Here is a 15190-nt window from a genome sequence, read left to right on the forward strand (position 1 = left end):
ATCATCCTATTCCAAGAAACTTGCGGAAGCGTTTGAAGGCACCGGCCTTCTCATCGAGCAGCATAAGCGGAACCATATCCCCCAGGATCCGGCGCGCAATATTGCGGTATGCAATCGCTGCCCGCGAAGATGGATCCATTACCGTTGGTTCTCCGGAGTTGGCAGCCTTAATGACCTTCTCGTCATCAGGGACAATACCAAGCAAATCCACGGCAAGCACCTGGCAAATTTCGTCAATATCAAGCATTTCGCCGTTCTTCACCATGTTCTGGCGAATCCGGTTAATAATAATTTTGGATGCAATCTGCTCTTTCTCGAGCAATCCGATAACGCGGTCGGCATCCCGTACCGCCGCATTCTCCGGCGTTGTTACAACGATCGCGCGGTCCGCGCCCGCAATCGCATTTCGGAAGCCATGCTCAATGCCCGCCGGACAATCAATGATTACATAATCGAAATCCTTCTTGAGCTCGAGCACCATATCCCGGACTTGCTCCGGCGATACGTCCTGCTTATCCTTGGTTTGGGCGGCAGGCAGCATGTACAGCTCTTCAAAGCGCTTGTCTTTAATTAAAGCCTGATTAAGCCGGCAGCGTCCTTCTGCTACGTCAATCAGGTCATAAATGATTCGATTCTCGAGTCCCATTACAACATCCAAATTACGCAATCCGATGTCGGTATCGACCATACAAACCTTTTTGCCAAGCAAAGCAAGTGCCGTACCTAAATTAGCCGAGGTCGTCGTTTTTCCGACTCCACCTTTGCCTGATGTTACAACAATCGCCTCTCCCATGCATGAACACCCCTTATACCTTAATCGGATTATTGCGTAAACGGAATAATTGCGTCATTTTGTCAATCTGCATGTTTCCTTCATACAGATAAGCGAATTCCATGGCTGCATCCCCGGACATCCATTCCTCCGGCGGACGGCTGATGATATCGGCAATTCGAAGCTGGGTTGGACGCATAAGCGAAGCGGCGATAATGACATCCGTCCGGCCGTTTACGCCTGCATGGGCGACACCTCTCAGCGCGCCCATTACGTATATATCTCCGCTGCACAGGATTGTACCGCCCGGATTAACATCCCCGGCCAGCAGCAGGTCACCGTCATGCTCGATAGTTTGTCCGGATCGGACAATTCCCGTTATTACATGAGGGCCGACGGGACCCGCATTGGCTCCTCCCTGCATCTCGGCTGATGATTCAATCGACTGCACCATTAAATTGCCCTGGGAACGAATAACCGATTTGATCCGTTCCTTATCGTCCTCGCCAAGCTGCCTTGTCCCAAGTTTCACATGCACGTGAACCAGCGGGCCGGTCAGCAGCTGCTGATGCGTTTTCTCCAACTTATACTGCAGCTCGTCAAGCAAAACTGCGAATTCGCACTTATCGTCGAGAAGGAACACGAGACCTTCCTTGACACCTTTTATCATTATATGCTGCTTCTCGGTCACGTCTGTCCCTCCCCAACGTAATCCATTCTTTTCGCGATGTGCAAATTCCTGCTTTCTGCCTATAATTTATTCTTCGTCCGAATCCGGATTCAGCTTCAAATGGCTTTCGAAAAGACGCCTAGCCGGTACGTAAACCGCCAGCGCAAAGACCATTTGAAGAAACAGGCTTGGCAAAATATGATCCATTAGCGCCCAGGCATACGTTTCCTTCGTAATCCGGAAGACCATATTTACGAAATACACAATCGTGTCATACAGAATAGAGCCGAGTCCAACCACGGACAAAGCCGTGAGCAGCGTGCTGCGGCGGCGCTCCAGCAGTACGCCGGTATAGTATCCGATAAGCCCCATGGAAAAGGCGTTAACCCCCATTAAATGTCCGAAATAGACGATATCCTGCAGAAAGCCGAAGCTTATTCCGAAAAACAAAGCCCGGTGTCGCCCGCTGTATAATGCTGCGAAAACAACAAACACGAACATAAAGTGAGGAACGATTCTTCCGGTCAGCTCAATCGGAATAAGCCAAGGCATGATGGAGCCCTCTATGATAAACAAGAGCAGCATGACAAGAATAAGCCGGTTGATGCCTTTGTCGCCCATCCTATTCATCTCCCGATTCCGTCGGCTGAACGACGAAAACTTCGGTCAGATGATCGAATTTGGCTGCCATTTTAATCGTAGCGGTATGGGTAAGGCCAAAATCTCCGACCTGTCTTGTTTCTACCGTACCAATCACGAGACCACGGGGATACACATTGCCAAGTCCGGAAGTAATAACCGTATCGTCAACGATCATTTTGTCGTTCTCGGCAATTTTAGTCATGATCAAGCGATCTGTCTCTTTATCATAGCTGCCGACGATGCCAAATGAGGAGTCTTCTCTGCCGAGAACCGTTGCCGCGATGGCGTTAGACGTTGGCGAAGTGTCATCCAGTTCCGTGATAGGAGTTACTGTAGCTGTGTAAGGACGGACATTGCTGACAAGTCCAACTAGACCGTCTATTGTCGTTACGGCCATATTAGGCTTGATTCCGTTCTTGGAGCCTAGGTTAATAACCATCGTATGATTGTAAGGATCGTTATCAATTGCAATAACTTGGGCTATCAAATAATTGTATTTGTACATATTCTTCTGACGTTCCGTGAAATGAAGCTCTTCCTGCAGCCGCTCGTTCTCCTTCTGGACAAAATTGTAATTAATCTTGTCCCGCGCATAAGCAGCAGCCGTCAGCTTCAGCTGTTCGTTCTCCTCATGCAGCGTCTTGAGTTCGCGAATGTCCTCAAAGAAGCCCGCTACTAATCCAGCGGGCTTGTAGAACCATTGCTGAGCGAATCCAACAGAATCGCCGAGAAACTTCTCGGGATAGGTTAGCTCCTTGCGGTCGCTTAGTGAGAAACCGATAACCGCAATGAACAGGATTAATCCGATCATAAGCATAAACAACCGCTTATTTCTTAGCAGCTTAAACAGTTTTAATCACCTGCCCGTTCCATATCCTAACCGCTCTGGTTCTCTTATCGTTTCGAGCGGGAAGATCCGCCTTTTTTGAACAAGTGAATGTGGTCAAGCGAACGGCCTGTACCAATAGCTACGCAATCAAGCGGATTATCCGCCACAATAACAGGCATACCCGTCTCGCGCGCCAGCAGCTTGTCCAGATTGCGAAGCAGCGCCCCGCCGCCAGTCAGCACAATACCGCGGTCCATAATGTCGGCAGACAGTTCAGGCGGGCATTTTTCCAGCGTAATTTTCACCGCATCCACAATCGAGTTTACGGTGTCCGTAAGAGCTTCCGTAATCTCTTCCGACGTAATCGGCAATGTTTTCGGCAGACCCGTTACAAGGTCGCGGCCGCGGATTTCGATCGATTCGGAAACATCGAACGGAAGTGCGGTGCCAATCTCCATCTTCAGCTGCTCGGCTGTTCTTTCGCCAATCATAAGATTATAGAAACGTTTGATATATTGAATAATCGCTTCGTCCATCTCGTCGCCCGCGACGCGGATCGAACGGCTTGTCACGATACCGCCAAGCGAAATAACGGCAACTTCCGTCGTGCCGCCGCCGATATCGACAACCATGCTGCCTGTCGGCTCCCAAACCGGAAGATCAGCGCCGATTGCGGCAGCAAACGGTTCCTCGATCGTATACGCTTCGCGAGCGCCTGCTTGCTTGGCCGCATCTTCAACGGCGCGTTTCTCAACCGCGGTAATACCGGACGGTACGCATACCATCACGTTAGGATGCTTAGGAAACAGCGATTTTTGTTTTTGCGCGGAACGAATGAAATATTTGATCATTGTTGCGGTTGTTTCGAAATCGGCGATAACGCCGTCTTTCATCGGACGAACGGCGCGGATGTTGCCAGGTGTTCTGCCGATCATTTTTTTCGCTTGCTCGCCAACCGCTTCAATCGTTTTTGTGTCAGTGCGAAGAGCTACAACAGAGGGCTCTCTTACAACAATACCTTTTCCTTTTACAAATACGAGCGTGTTTGCAGTACCCAAATCAATTCCCAAATCTTTCGAAAAACCACCAAACATGTTAATGCTCCCTTCTAATTGCGACAATCCTTCTTATTATATTACATGTAGCCATGTTCCTTCAAACTGATAAACCTTCCATCCCCGATGACCAAATGGTCCAGCACTTCAATCCCCATTAGTTCACCGGCCTCCACAAGGCGCTTCGTTAACGTGATGTCTTCCGGGCTTGGCATAGGGTCTCCGCTCGGATGATTGTGTACGCAAATAATCGAAGCACTGCCGGCTTTTACGGCCGCTCGAAAAACTTCCCTTGGATGAACGAGCGACGCGTTAAGCGTACCGACCGATAACGTTTCCCGGGCAATAATATGGTTCTTCGTATTTAGAAACAGGCAGACGAAGTGCTCCTTTTTCAAGTAGCGCATCTCTTCCATCACATAGTTCGCAGCATCCTGCGGTTTACGTACCGTCACAATCTCGCCTTGTCCGCTCCGTACGATACGGCGTCCAAGCTCGATTCCGGCCCGCAGCTGGACCGCTTTTGCCGGTCCGATCCCTTTTATTGCCGTCAGCTCGCTCATGCTCATATCAAGCAAATTTCGCAAGCTTCCGCATTCCCTCAATATTTTACCAGCCAGATGAACGGCCGATTCCCGCTTCGTACCCGTACGCAGCAGAATGGCAAGCAATTCGGTATGGCTAAGCGCTTCGGCCCCATATTGCATCATGCGTTCTCTTGGTCGCTCTTCATGGGGGACATTTCGTAACAGATTGCCTTGCTCCATGTCCGTCCCTGCCTCTTCTTCCAGCTATAATGATATGGCATTACTTGGTGTTATGTCCAAATCAAGGTCACTTCATGAAAGGTTAATGAGAAAAACTTCTATCGATGTACTTTGAAGATGAAAGGCCGCGATTCAGTGGCGTTTTTTATCGCCAATCAGAAAGCTAGTTTTCGAGTTCCAAAACTTTTAATTTCTGATTGGGTTAGAAAACCTGAATTTCGTAATGAGCAAGCATGTCCGACAACAGGGATACCGGCAGGCCAACGACGTTAAAATAACAGCCGTCAATCCTGTCGACCAGCGTTGCTCCAAGCCCCTGTATTCCGTAAGCACCCGCTTTGTCATCGGGTTCGCCCGTTGCGATATACCGCTTCAGCACTTCATCTTCCATCGGCTTCATATAAACCTTCGTCATCCGATGCGCGGAGGTCTCGGCACCGTTCTCTGCAACCACGCAAGCTACTCCCGTATAAACTTCATGCTCGCGACCCTGAAGGCTTCGGAGCATGGACAATGCGTCCTCACGGTCCTTCGGCTTGCCAAGCACCCGGCCGTCTACAACAACAATCGTGTCCGCACCAACCACCAGAGAATGCTTCTCTTCCCCGCGATCCTTCAGAATGGCTGCCGTCGCATGCGCTTTGCGGAGAGCAAGCTGCTCGACAATACGCGCAGGCGCCCAATCGGAAGGAACCGATTCATCCGCATCCGAAGACAAAATATAAACCGGCAAGGAAAGGCCCAGCGATGCGACCAGTTCCTTCCGGCGCGGTGACGACGATGCCAGCACGAGCTGGCTGATCGGTTTAGTCGATTCATACTTGCTCAAAAGTTCCACTTGCTCCTTCATTTCCGGCAGATTAGCCGGTTTACAATTTACGATATAACCAAATAGCGGCTAGAGCGCCAATAATACTGAATAAACTGATTTGAACATGTACATTCAGATCCAGGCTGAGCACATACAGATCAACGGCAGGAGACCAGGTTGTATCAATCGTTTTGGTCAAAAAAGAGATTCCGGATACCGGCTCCAGCCATCGCGCAACGAGTGCGCCGGCCAGTAAGCCCAGCACGAGGAAAAGCAATAAAATCCAGCCGTTTTTCTTCATTATTCAACGCCTCTCGCCATTTATTGACACCTGTTCCCTATTATACTTAGGTTCGATTTCGTTTACAATGCGTTGATCGAATCATACCACTGCTTTTGCGTCACGACCGCGTCCATAAGCGCGTCCTGGACAGCCCACAAATGCGATTGCGACGGCTTTTTATCGTACTCCTCCAGCGATTTGGCCGCCGTATTCATAGATTGAATTAATTTTATGAGAAATGCTTTTCCGGACTCGTCTTTTACGCCCGCCTGCATCGCTTTCACGCTTTCCGTCCACTTCTGATGCTCTGCCTTCCAGGATTCGGCAGCAGCGGAGCTAAGCGGCGACAAGCTTGGCTGCTCCAGCTGCGTTAAGGCGAGCTCATCGAGCATGCTGATCAGGCCGATCGTGTTGGTCATGAACGCCGCTGCCGCTTTGGCATCTCCCGCAAAAGGGAACTGCTCGGGCACTTGAACGTCGATCTGCTTGATATAGACGGGAACATCCTCGCCAAGATCATTGCTGAGGGCAAGCGCGCGTCCCCGGTCTATCGCCATTCCTGCGTATACCCGGTAGTCGTTGGCTGTTTGAAGTCCTGCTGCAGCCAGCCCTTTGTCCGTCAACTCCTTAATGGCAGCGTCTCTGCCTTCCGTATTGCTGAATACGCCGTATTGGAGCAGCTGATACGATTGAAGCGGAATGTCCAGCTTCACGCGGCCTGCGGCTGTCTGATTAGCCGCCGGACTGGACGTCCCGCCGTTTGCGTTTGGTTTATCCCCGTTTTGCGTCGAGCTTGGATTGGTTACGGAGCCATTCACGGGATTGGCCAGCTTATTGCCGGAATCGGACTGATCCGGCGTATTCGTAAACAAGGAGAGCAGCAAATAGCCGAACAACGCGCCCGTTGCCAGCGCTCCGGCTACCGATAGAAATACTTTGATCCAGGATGGAGGCGCGGAATAATGGTGAACGGGACCCGACCAGCGATTTGCCTTCCGGCCATTGTTGTTCAGATCCGCTTCCAGCTCCGGATAATGCTCAAGCTCGCCCCAAGCATCGGACTCCGTCTGCGCAAGCACGTCATGCAGCTCGGGCTGCACCGGCTTTGACTCGGAGCGAGGCATTGAGCCCGGCAATGCCGGGGAAGGCTGTACCTTTTGGCGGGGGTGCCACTGCGCCGGACGCGGCGGCTGCTTGACTGACAGTCCCGTCTCCGGCCTCGAACCGGGAACTGCCGTGTCCTGAACCGGCGCGACCGCGGGAGCTGCCGGCTTCTTATCCGCTGCCGGAGCTGGAATTGGCTCCGTCTCGCGAATCAGATCCTCAAGCGCGCCGACATCCTCCTGAAACGGACTCATCCAGGGACTAAACGGGCTTTCCGCGGTCTCGTATTCAGATTTGGCATAGAGAGGTACAATATTCGAAGGCTTGCCCTGTTCCCGTTCCGGGGCTGGCTGAGGCTTAGCGCTGATTTCCTTGCGGCCGTTATCTTCAATGCTCTGGCCGGTACGGTCAAATCGGTAAGTGATCCGGTTATTCTTGTTCATGACATTCTCTCCTTGTCCCGTTCTTCTAATGCTACTCTATGAGATTCGATAGAGAATTATGATAGATTTGCCGGATCCACTCATGTAAAAAAACGCTCTAAAAAACCTCGATAGAGGCTTTCAGAGCGTTCTTCGCCATTCATGATATATGATTTACGGTTTATGCTTTTGCTTTCAGCGTCTTCGCAAGCGCATCCGCCGTTTTCCAAATGTCGCCCGCACCCATCGTAATAACGAGATCGCCCGGAACAACCTTAGCGGTCAAATGCTCCAGCACCTCTTCTTTTGTCGGGATATAAAACGTGTTGGCATTGCTGTTCGTCTTGATCATCTCAACCAGCTTCTTGGAATGCACCCCTTCAATTTGCTGTTCGCCCGCCGGCGAATAGATATCGGTAATAATAACCTCATCCGCCTCCGGGAATGCCCGGCTGAACTGCTCCAGCAGGAAGAAGGTGCGCGTGTAGCGCTGAGGCTGGAATACCGCAATAATCCGCTTGCCCGTTGCTTTTGCTGCGCTTATCGTTGCCTGAATCTCCGTAGGATGATGCGCGTAGTCGTCAATAACGAGAATGTCATTCACTTCGCCAAGCACCTGGAAACGGCGTTTTGCGCCGATAAATTCGTGAATGGCTTCCGCTATGTTGTCAAACGACAATCCCGCTTCAAGGCAGGTAATAACCGTTGCCATCGCGTTATACACGTTATGGCGGCCCGGTACGGACAATTCGATTGTGCCCAGCGTCGTCCCGCGATGCGTCATTTCAAACGATACCTTGCGGTCGCCGAGACGGATGTTTTCCGCTTTATACTCGGCATCGCTGTCGATACCGTAAGTGATCAGCTTCGCGGCCGTGTCCGCATCAAGCTTCGGAAGCAGCTCGGTGATCGTCTCGTCGTCCGCGCATACAATCGCCCTGCCGTCCGTCTTCACCTGGGACAGGAATGTGACGTAAGCTGCTTTCAGCTTGCCGAAATCACCGTCATAGTTCTCCAGATGGTCGGGCTCAATGTTCGTGACAATCGCGATGCTTGGATGATACTGCAAGAATGAACCGTCGCTTTCATCCGCTTCCGCAACGACGTATTCGCCTTTGCCGGCCTTTGCGTTCGTTCCCACATTGACAATCTCGCCGCCGATAATATAAGTTGGATCGGCATCGCATTTTTCCATAACGAGTGCGATCATGGAGGAAGTAGTCGTCTTCCCATGCGCCCCGGCTACGGCAACGCCCTTGCCGGCATTCATGAGCCGCGCAAGCATCTGCGCGCGGTGCAGCACCGGAATATTCAGCTCCTCCGCTGCCTTCCGTTCCACATTGTCTTTCGAGAGCGCTGTCGAATAAACGACAAGATCGGCTCCCTTGACATGCTCCGCCTCATGGCCGATATAAATTTGCGCGCCTTTCGCCGCAAGCTTCTCCGTCAATTCCTGACGAGCTACATCGGAACCGGTAATTTTATAACCCATTTCTAGCATAACGCGGGCGATTGCGCTCATGCCGTAACCGCCGATTCCGATGAAATGAACATGTTCTGCCGTATTCAAAGACGGTTCACCAACCTTTTTCAGAATCCGAGTTGTACAATATGCGGGAGCGAACGTCACCTATCAAATAAAGCGTACCAGTCACAACCCCAAGGTCTGTTTCCCCGGTCAATTGTTGCAATTTGCGGAGGCCCTCGCGCCAATCCTTCTCCACGATAAGCTCAAAAGAAGACTCCGCAGGCTTCACATCGCGGACTAGATCGGCGAGAAGTTCCGCATCCAGCTTGCTGCGGAAATCAGGCTCGGTCACGATAAGCGTATCCACTATTGGTAGTATATGCTTTAGAACATCCCGATGATTCTTATTCTCTACCATCGCCATCATGACATGAAGACGATCGTACCTGTAAGTCGAGCGAAGCGCCTGCACAAGCGATTCGGCCCCCTCCGGATTATGCGCGCCGTCAATCAGAATGCGGGGCGAACGGGATACCATCTCGAGCCGTCCCGGCCATTTCGCCTCGCGCAGACCGTCCGCGAGCGCGTCGTCTTCTACGATCAAGGCATAATATTGACGGAGCACTTCAAGCGTCATGACCGCAACCGCGGCATTCGTGCGTTGATGCGCGCCGTTAAGCGTAATCGCGAGCGGGTCAATGGAACGGAACATGCCTTCGAAACGGAAGGTTTGCTCATCTTCTTCGCTCGACAGCTCCTTGACGTTAAACTGCTCGCCTAACAGGTACAGCGTGCTTTTCTTCTCTGCTGCCGTCCGCTTCACAACCTCAACGACTTCGGGCTGATCCACTGCGCTAACTACCGGAACGCCCGCTTTAATAATGCCGGCTTTCTCGGAGGCAACGGCCTCCAGCGTGTTGCCAAGCCGGTCCATATGATCATGGCCGACATTCGTAATGACGGAGATGACAGGAGTAACGATATTCGTAACGTCCATTCTTCCGCCGAGCCCTGTTTCCCAAACGACATAATCCGGATAAGTAACGGTCGCATAGAACAGGATTGCAAGAGCCGTGGATACCTCGAACATCGTAGGCGAGCCGAATTCCGTTTCTGCCAATTCCTCTACATGCGGCTTAAGCACGTTGGACAAACGAAGAAGAGTCTCTTCGTCGATATCCTGACCGTTATATTGGAACCGGTTTGTGAACTTCGTAATATAAGGCGATGTAAACGTCCCTACATCATAACCGCATTTCATTAATACGCTCGTTAAGTACGCGCAGGTTGAACCTTTGCCGTTCGTTCCCGCAATATGAATAAATTTGAGCCTGCGGTGAGGGTTATTCAGTCTCTCCAGCAGCTGCTCGATACGGTCGAGACCCGGGCGGATTCCGAACGGAATAAGCCCGTTGATCCAGTCGACCGCTTCCTTATAGGAACGAAGCATGCCGCTTCGTTCCGTTTCTGTTCCGTTTTCGATCATCGTAAACGTCCTTCTTCCATCAGATCATTAGCTGCGCAGCTCTTCGATACGCGCAAGAACCTTATCGCGTTTGCCTGCGTAGTCTGCCATTTTGGCGCGTTCTTCTTCAATGACTTTAGCCGGGGCCTTCGCAACAAAACCTTCGTTACCAAGCTTCTTCTCTACGCGCTCTACCTCGGAGTTGAGCGTAGCAAGCTCTTTCTCAAGACGGGCGATCTCCTGCGAAATATCGATCAGGCCCGCAAGCGGCAGGTAAAGCTCGGCGCCGGTTACGATAGCCGTCATGGCTTTGTCCGGAGCCGCCAGGCCAAGGCCGGTCTCAAACGACGAAGTGCCGCAGAAACGTCTGATAAATTCTTCGTTGCGGCTGACTATCGCCGCCTCCGCTTCGCCGGAAGGCTTGATCATCAGCTCAACCTTCTTGCTCATCGGAACATTTACTTCCGCGCGAACGTTGCGAACCGCACGGATAATGTCCATGAGAAGCTCCATCTCTTTGACCGCTTCCGGCGCTTCAAGAGCCTCGTCGTATACCGGCCAAGCGGCTACGGTAATCGACTCGCCTTCATGCGGCAGATGCTGCCAGATCTCTTCGCTGATATAAGGCATAAACGGATGAATCAAGCGCTGCGTACGGTCAAGTACGTAAGCCAGAACCGACTGCGTAGCTTGCTTGGCCTGCTCGTCGGTGCCGTACAGATTAAGCTTCGCAAATTCGATATACCAGTCGCACAGATCATCCCAAATGAAGTTGTACAAAATGCGGCCGGTTTCTCCAAACTCGTAGCTGTCGATCAGACGGGTAGCCTCGCGCACCGTTTCGTTCAGACGATGAAGGATCCAGCGCTCAGCCGTACCGAGATTACTCTTGATATCGATATCGGAAGCCGTAAAGCCTTCAAGGTTCATCAGGGCGAAACGGGAGGCGTTCCAAATTTTGTTTGCAAAGTTGCGGGCCTGCTCGACCTTCTCGATCCGGAAGCGCAAATCCTGTCCCGGCGTGCTGCCTGTCGAGATCATGTAACGCATCGCATCGGCTCCGTAATTCTCGATTACGTCAAGCGGGTCAACGCCGTTGCCAAGCGATTTGGACATTTTGCGGCCTTCCGCGTCGCGGACGAGACCATGCATCAGCACGTCCTTGAACGGAATTTGATCCGTAAACTCAAGCGCTGTAAAGATCATGCGCGCAACCCAGAAATAAACGATGTCATAGCCCGTTACAAGAACATCCGTCGGGTAGTAACGTTTGAAGTCTTCCGTTTCTTCCGGCCAGCCTAGCGTGGAGAACGGCCAGAGCCCGGAACTGAACCAGGTATCCAGAACGTCTTCATCCTGACGGAGCGATGTGCTTCCGCAGGCCGGGCAGGCAGTTACGTCCTCGCGGGCAACATGCATCTCGCCGCAGGCTTCGCAGTACCATGCCGGAATCCGGTGGCCCCACCACAGCTGACGGGAGATACACCAGTCGCGTACATTCTCGATCCAGTTCAAATAAATTTTTTCGAAGCGGTCCGGCACAAAGTTAACGCCTTTGCCGGATTTTTGCGCTTCGATCGCGCGTTCAGCCAGCGGCTTCATCGCGACGAACCATTGCGTCGACAAATACGGCTCAACAACCGCGCCGCTGCGCTCGCTGTGGCCGACTTGGTGCACGTGGTCCTCGATGCGGATGCAAACGCCTTGCTCCTGCAGGTCCTTCACCAGCTTCTTGCGGCAGTCCGCACGGTCGAGGCCTTGATAAGGACCCGCGTGCTCGTTCATGGTGCCTGTCTCGTCCATGACGATGATTTGCGGAAGGTCATGGCGCAAGCCAACCTCGAAGTCATTCGGATCATGCGCCGGCGTAATTTTCACCGCGCCGGAACCGAAGTCCTTCTCCACGTATTCGTCGGCAATAATCGGAATTTCGCGGCCAACAACCGGCAGTACGAGCATTTGGCCAATCAGATGCTTGTAACGCTCGTCTTCCGGATGAACCGCTACGGCCGTATCGCCAAGCATCGTTTCCGGACGCGTTGTCGCAACGGTAATATGCCCGCTGCCGTTCTTAAGCGGATACTGGAGATGGTACAGGTGGCCGTTCAGCTCTTTGTACTCTACTTCAATATCGGACAAGGCCGTACGCGCAGCCGGGTCCCAGTTAATAATCTTTTTGCCGCGGTAGATAAGACCCTTCTCGTGCAAACGGACGAATACCTCGCGAACCGCCTTGGACAAACCTTCATCCAATGTAAAACGTTCGCGGGAATAGTCTAGAGACAGTCCCATTTTGCCCCATTGCTCGCGAATGGTGCCCGCATAAAGCTCTTTCCAGTCCCATACCTGCTCCAGGAACTTCTCGCGGCCAAGGTCGTAACGGCTCAGCCCCTGCTCGCGCAGCTTCTGCTCCACCTTGGTTTGAGTCGCAATACCCGCATGGTCCGTGCCAGGCAGCCACAGCGTGTCAAAGCCCTGCATCCGTTTGGTGCGGATAATAATATCTTGAAGGGTGAAATCTAGCGCATGCCCGATATGAAGCATCCCCGTAACGTTTGGCGGCGGGATTACGATCGTAAAAGGCTTTGCGTCCGGGCGTTGGCCCGCCTTGAAAAATTGCCCCTGCTGCCAGAAATCGTACCATTTCTGCTCGGCTGCCTTCGGATCATAAGTCGTCGGCATCGTTGTCTTGTCTGACATCTTTACATCCTCCTAAAATGAATTGCCTTACCAAGGTAAACCATTAACCACTGTGGTAATTCATGCTTCGCAAGCATTTGCTCTAAAAATTGTGAATAAAATTTCATTTCGTAAGCATTACCATTCTTGTCATTGCATGGATAGAAATACAAAAAAACCTTCCGCCCTTATAGCAAAGGACGAAAGGTTATCTTCCGTGGTACCACCTTTGTTCCGCACCCCGGAAAAGCAAGCACGGCACTCAAACAGATAACGGCTGCGGCCGGCTTGAAATAACGGATGTACCCGCTTCATTCAAGCAACTCCGGGGCGACAAGCGAAGCAGTAAATTCCTGCGGTACCTTTCAGCGTTACAGTCCCGCTCTCTGGAGGCTTGGCTGCTTACTCTTCCCCTTCAACGTCAATATATGTTGAAAAAAATCAGATATAGCATATTTTATCCAAGATGTCCCCGAAAGTCAACTTGCGTCTACGCCTAATTAGTGACCCATCATCATCGGCATTTCGGCTTTTTCCGCGCTTGCGCCTTCCGCGCGCTTCGGCTTCGAGAGCATGAATCCGATCAGCGTGCCAACGACGCCGATGATCGTCAGAATCAGGAACGTATCCCCGTAAGAAGATGTCGCCACATGGGAAGCAATCACGGGAGTGATGTCGGCAGGATTCGTTATTCCTCCGGCCGCCATTTCGGAAGCCATGTAATGCTCGGAGCGTCTAGCCAGAATCGTGGCAAGACCCGCTACCGCAAAGGACGTCATAACCTGCTGGGCTGCGCTTGTAAGCGAAGTTACGCGGCCAACCAGTTCAGGAGGTGCTGCTTGAATAATATGCGTATTAAGCGGCATCATCGAGAGGCCCATACCCGCTCCGAGTAAAATGAGCGGAAGAATATAAGTGCCTACCGTTGCATCGGCTGAAATGTTAGATAGCAGGAATGCGCCAATCGTAACAATGCCAAGACCGGTCATTACAAGTGGACGAGCTCCAATCTTGTCAAACAGCTTGCCGCCAATCGGCATGCAGATCGCCGCGGCCAAAGCCTGCGGAAGCAGGATCAAGCCGGTATCCAGGGCAGAGTAGCCTTTGGCCGTCTGCAGGAACAATGGGAACAGGAACAACGTGCCAAAGAGGGCGATCTGGGATACCCATTGAACGACGATTCCTTTGGAGAAGTCCGCCGATTTGAACACGCGAAGCTCAAGAAGCGGCTGTTTGCGGTTCAATTCCACGATAATAAAGATAATAAGCGAAACGCCGCCTACGATAAGACCGGTCAACGTTTTCGCAGAGCCCCAGTCTGTACCGCCTTCGCTGACTCCGTATGCAAGGCCTGCAAAGGCAAGCGGTGCAAAGATCATACCGAGAAGATCAAGCTGCGGAACCGTTTGGCGAGCCAAAGCCGGCAAGGTGCGAAGACCAAGAACAACTGCTACCGCGCCAACAGGGATGTTAATAATAAAAATCCAGTGCCAGGTGACATAGTCAACCAACCAGCCTGCAAGGACAGGCCCAAGAGCAGGCGCGAGCAGCATCGGAATACCGATCATGCCCATCACGGCGCCTTGTTTGCCCGGAGGGCTTAAACGGTAAGTAAAGGCCATTGCAATCGGAGCAACCATGCCGCCGCCCAGACCTTGAATAATGCGGTAAATAATCAATTGGTCCGCCGTAGTCGCAAATGCGCAAAGCGCTGAACCGATTGTAAACAAAACGATGGAAGTCAAATAGATCTGCTTCGCGCCGAAACGGTCGGATAACCATCCGGCAAGCGGAATAACGGCGGCCTGCGCAAGCGCATAGCCCGTTACGGTCCATTGGATAAGCGACAGGCTTGCTCCCCCAAAATCTTCGCGAAGCTTAGGGATCGCTACGTTCATCGCCGTACCGTCCAGAATAACCATGAACATCCCCACAATGATAGCGAGAAGCGGTACCATTATGGATTTGATTGACATGGAGCCGTTGTTTGTTGCTTCAGTCATGTATTTCTCTCTCCTCCTGAAAAAGATTGTAGCAATCCTGCTTGGGCAGCAAGTTACTCTCTCTCTCTTGCGAATCTGCTGACGCCTTGACCTCTTTACTATCCAGCAGTAAAATGAGTAAGGCGCAAGACGACTGCGGACAATTGTCCGCTAACGTATGATACCGGACAATTGTCCGGTTTGTCAATACAGCCAGGCTTTATTTATTTTTTCATGAAAT

Annotated in this window: 13 protein-coding genes and 1 other annotated feature; all 13 genes read right to left on the reverse strand. The window is 51.9% G+C overall.

Annotation, left to right across the window (positions count from 1 at the left end; all coding sequences use genetic code 11):
* Position 1: 1 nt before the first annotated feature.
* On the reverse strand, positions 2–793 hold the full coding sequence (gene minD / locus FHT67_RS16140; RefSeq protein WP_132307299.1) for a septum site-determining protein MinD: 792 nt from the start codon (positions 791–793) through the stop codon (positions 2–4).
* 13 nt (positions 794–806) lie between these two features.
* Positions 807–1463: a septum site-determining protein MinC gene (gene minC, locus FHT67_RS16145; RefSeq protein WP_207918141.1), complete on the reverse strand. Its 657-nt coding sequence runs from the start codon at positions 1461–1463 to the stop codon at positions 807–809.
* Positions 1464–1529: 66 nt separating this feature from the next.
* Positions 1530–2063 (reverse strand): rod shape-determining protein MreD, encoded by a 534-nt coding sequence (gene mreD, locus FHT67_RS16150; protein WP_132307301.1) that lies wholly within the window; start codon positions 2061–2063, stop codon positions 1530–1532.
* 1 nt (position 2064) lies between these two features.
* Entirely contained in the window at positions 2065–2901 is an 837-nt protein-coding gene (gene mreC, locus FHT67_RS16155) for a rod shape-determining protein MreC (protein WP_132307303.1), read from the reverse strand.
* Positions 2902–2978: 77 nt separating this feature from the next.
* Positions 2979–4007, reverse strand: a complete 1029-nt coding sequence (locus FHT67_RS16160) for a rod shape-determining protein (RefSeq protein WP_132307305.1) — start codon at positions 4005–4007, stop codon at positions 2979–2981.
* 41 nt (positions 4008–4048) lie between these two features.
* Complete coding sequence (gene radC, locus FHT67_RS16165; RefSeq protein WP_167199861.1) at positions 4049–4735, reverse strand: RadC family protein; 687 nt, start codon at positions 4733–4735, stop codon at positions 4049–4051.
* Between the two features lie 202 nt (positions 4736–4937).
* A complete protein-coding gene (locus FHT67_RS16170) occupies positions 4938–5564 on the reverse strand; it encodes a Maf family protein (RefSeq protein ID WP_132307308.1) in 627 nt (208 codons plus the stop codon).
* 40 nt (positions 5565–5604) lie between these two features.
* Positions 5605–5847 carry a DUF4321 domain-containing protein gene (locus tag FHT67_RS16175; protein WP_132307310.1) on the reverse strand — a complete coding sequence of 81 codons (243 nt, stop codon included), beginning with the start codon at positions 5845–5847 and terminating at the stop codon, positions 5605–5607.
* A 62-nt stretch (positions 5848–5909) separates the two neighbouring features.
* Positions 5910–7376, reverse strand: a complete 1467-nt coding sequence (locus tag FHT67_RS16180; RefSeq protein ID WP_167199864.1) for a hypothetical protein — start codon at positions 7374–7376, stop codon at positions 5910–5912.
* 160 nt (positions 7377–7536) lie between these two features.
* On the reverse strand, positions 7537–8925 hold the full coding sequence (gene murC / locus FHT67_RS16185; RefSeq protein ID WP_132307313.1) for a UDP-N-acetylmuramate--L-alanine ligase: 1389 nt from the start codon (positions 8923–8925) through the stop codon (positions 7537–7539).
* Between the two features lie 7 nt (positions 8926–8932).
* Positions 8933–10309, reverse strand: coding sequence for a bifunctional folylpolyglutamate synthase/dihydrofolate synthase (locus FHT67_RS16190; protein ID WP_132307315.1), 1377 nt, complete (start codon positions 10307–10309; stop codon positions 8933–8935).
* Between the two features lie 27 nt (positions 10310–10336).
* Positions 10337–12988, reverse strand: coding sequence for a valine--tRNA ligase (locus FHT67_RS16195; protein WP_167199867.1), 2652 nt, complete (start codon positions 12986–12988; stop codon positions 10337–10339).
* Between the two features lie 172 nt (positions 12989–13160).
* Positions 13161–13395, reverse strand: a binding site (T-box leader).
* Between the two features lie 72 nt (positions 13396–13467).
* The gene (locus FHT67_RS16200) at positions 13468–14970 is read right to left on the reverse strand and encodes an MDR family MFS transporter (RefSeq protein ID WP_167199870.1); all 1503 of its coding nucleotides are present in this window, start codon (positions 14968–14970) and stop codon (positions 13468–13470) included.
* Positions 14971–15190 lie beyond the last annotated feature (220 nt).

Origin of the sequence: Paenibacillus sp. BK720 (assembly GCF_011761545.1) — a bacterium.
In the GTDB taxonomy this organism is placed as follows: Bacteria; Bacillota; Bacilli; order Paenibacillales; family Paenibacillaceae; genus Pristimantibacillus.

What these genes read in the sequence shown, in the direction of transcription:
- FHT67_RS16195 (WP_167199867.1), bottom strand. Translation starts at nt 12,988, where the DNA reads ATGTCAGACAAGACAACGATGCCGACGACTTATGATCCGAAGGCAGCC.
- mreD (WP_132307301.1), bottom strand. Translation starts at nt 2,063, where the DNA reads ATGGGCGACAAAGGCATCAACCGGCTTATTCTTGTCATGCTGCTCTTG.
- mreC (WP_132307303.1), bottom strand. Translation starts at nt 2,901, where the DNA reads ATGCTTATGATCGGATTAATCCTGTTCATTGCGGTTATCGGTTTCTCA.
- minD (WP_132307299.1), bottom strand. Translation starts at nt 793, where the DNA reads ATGGGAGAGGCGATTGTTGTAACATCAGGCAAAGGTGGAGTCGGAAAA.
- FHT67_RS16190 (WP_132307315.1), bottom strand. Translation starts at nt 10,309, where the DNA reads ATGATCGAAAACGGAACAGAAACGGAACGAAGCGGCATGCTTCGTTCC.
- FHT67_RS16200 (WP_167199870.1), bottom strand. Translation starts at nt 14,970, where the DNA reads ATGACTGAAGCAACAAACAACGGCTCCATGTCAATCAAATCCATAATG.
- radC (WP_167199861.1), bottom strand. Translation starts at nt 4,735, where the DNA reads ATGGAGCAAGGCAATCTGTTACGAAATGTCCCCCATGAAGAGCGACCA.
- FHT67_RS16175 (WP_132307310.1), bottom strand. Translation starts at nt 5,847, where the DNA reads ATGAAGAAAAACGGCTGGATTTTATTGCTTTTCCTCGTGCTGGGCTTA.
- FHT67_RS16180 (WP_167199864.1), bottom strand. Translation starts at nt 7,376, where the DNA reads ATGAACAAGAATAACCGGATCACTTACCGATTTGACCGTACCGGCCAG.
- FHT67_RS16160 (WP_132307305.1), bottom strand. Translation starts at nt 4,007, where the DNA reads ATGTTTGGTGGTTTTTCGAAAGATTTGGGAATTGATTTGGGTACTGCA.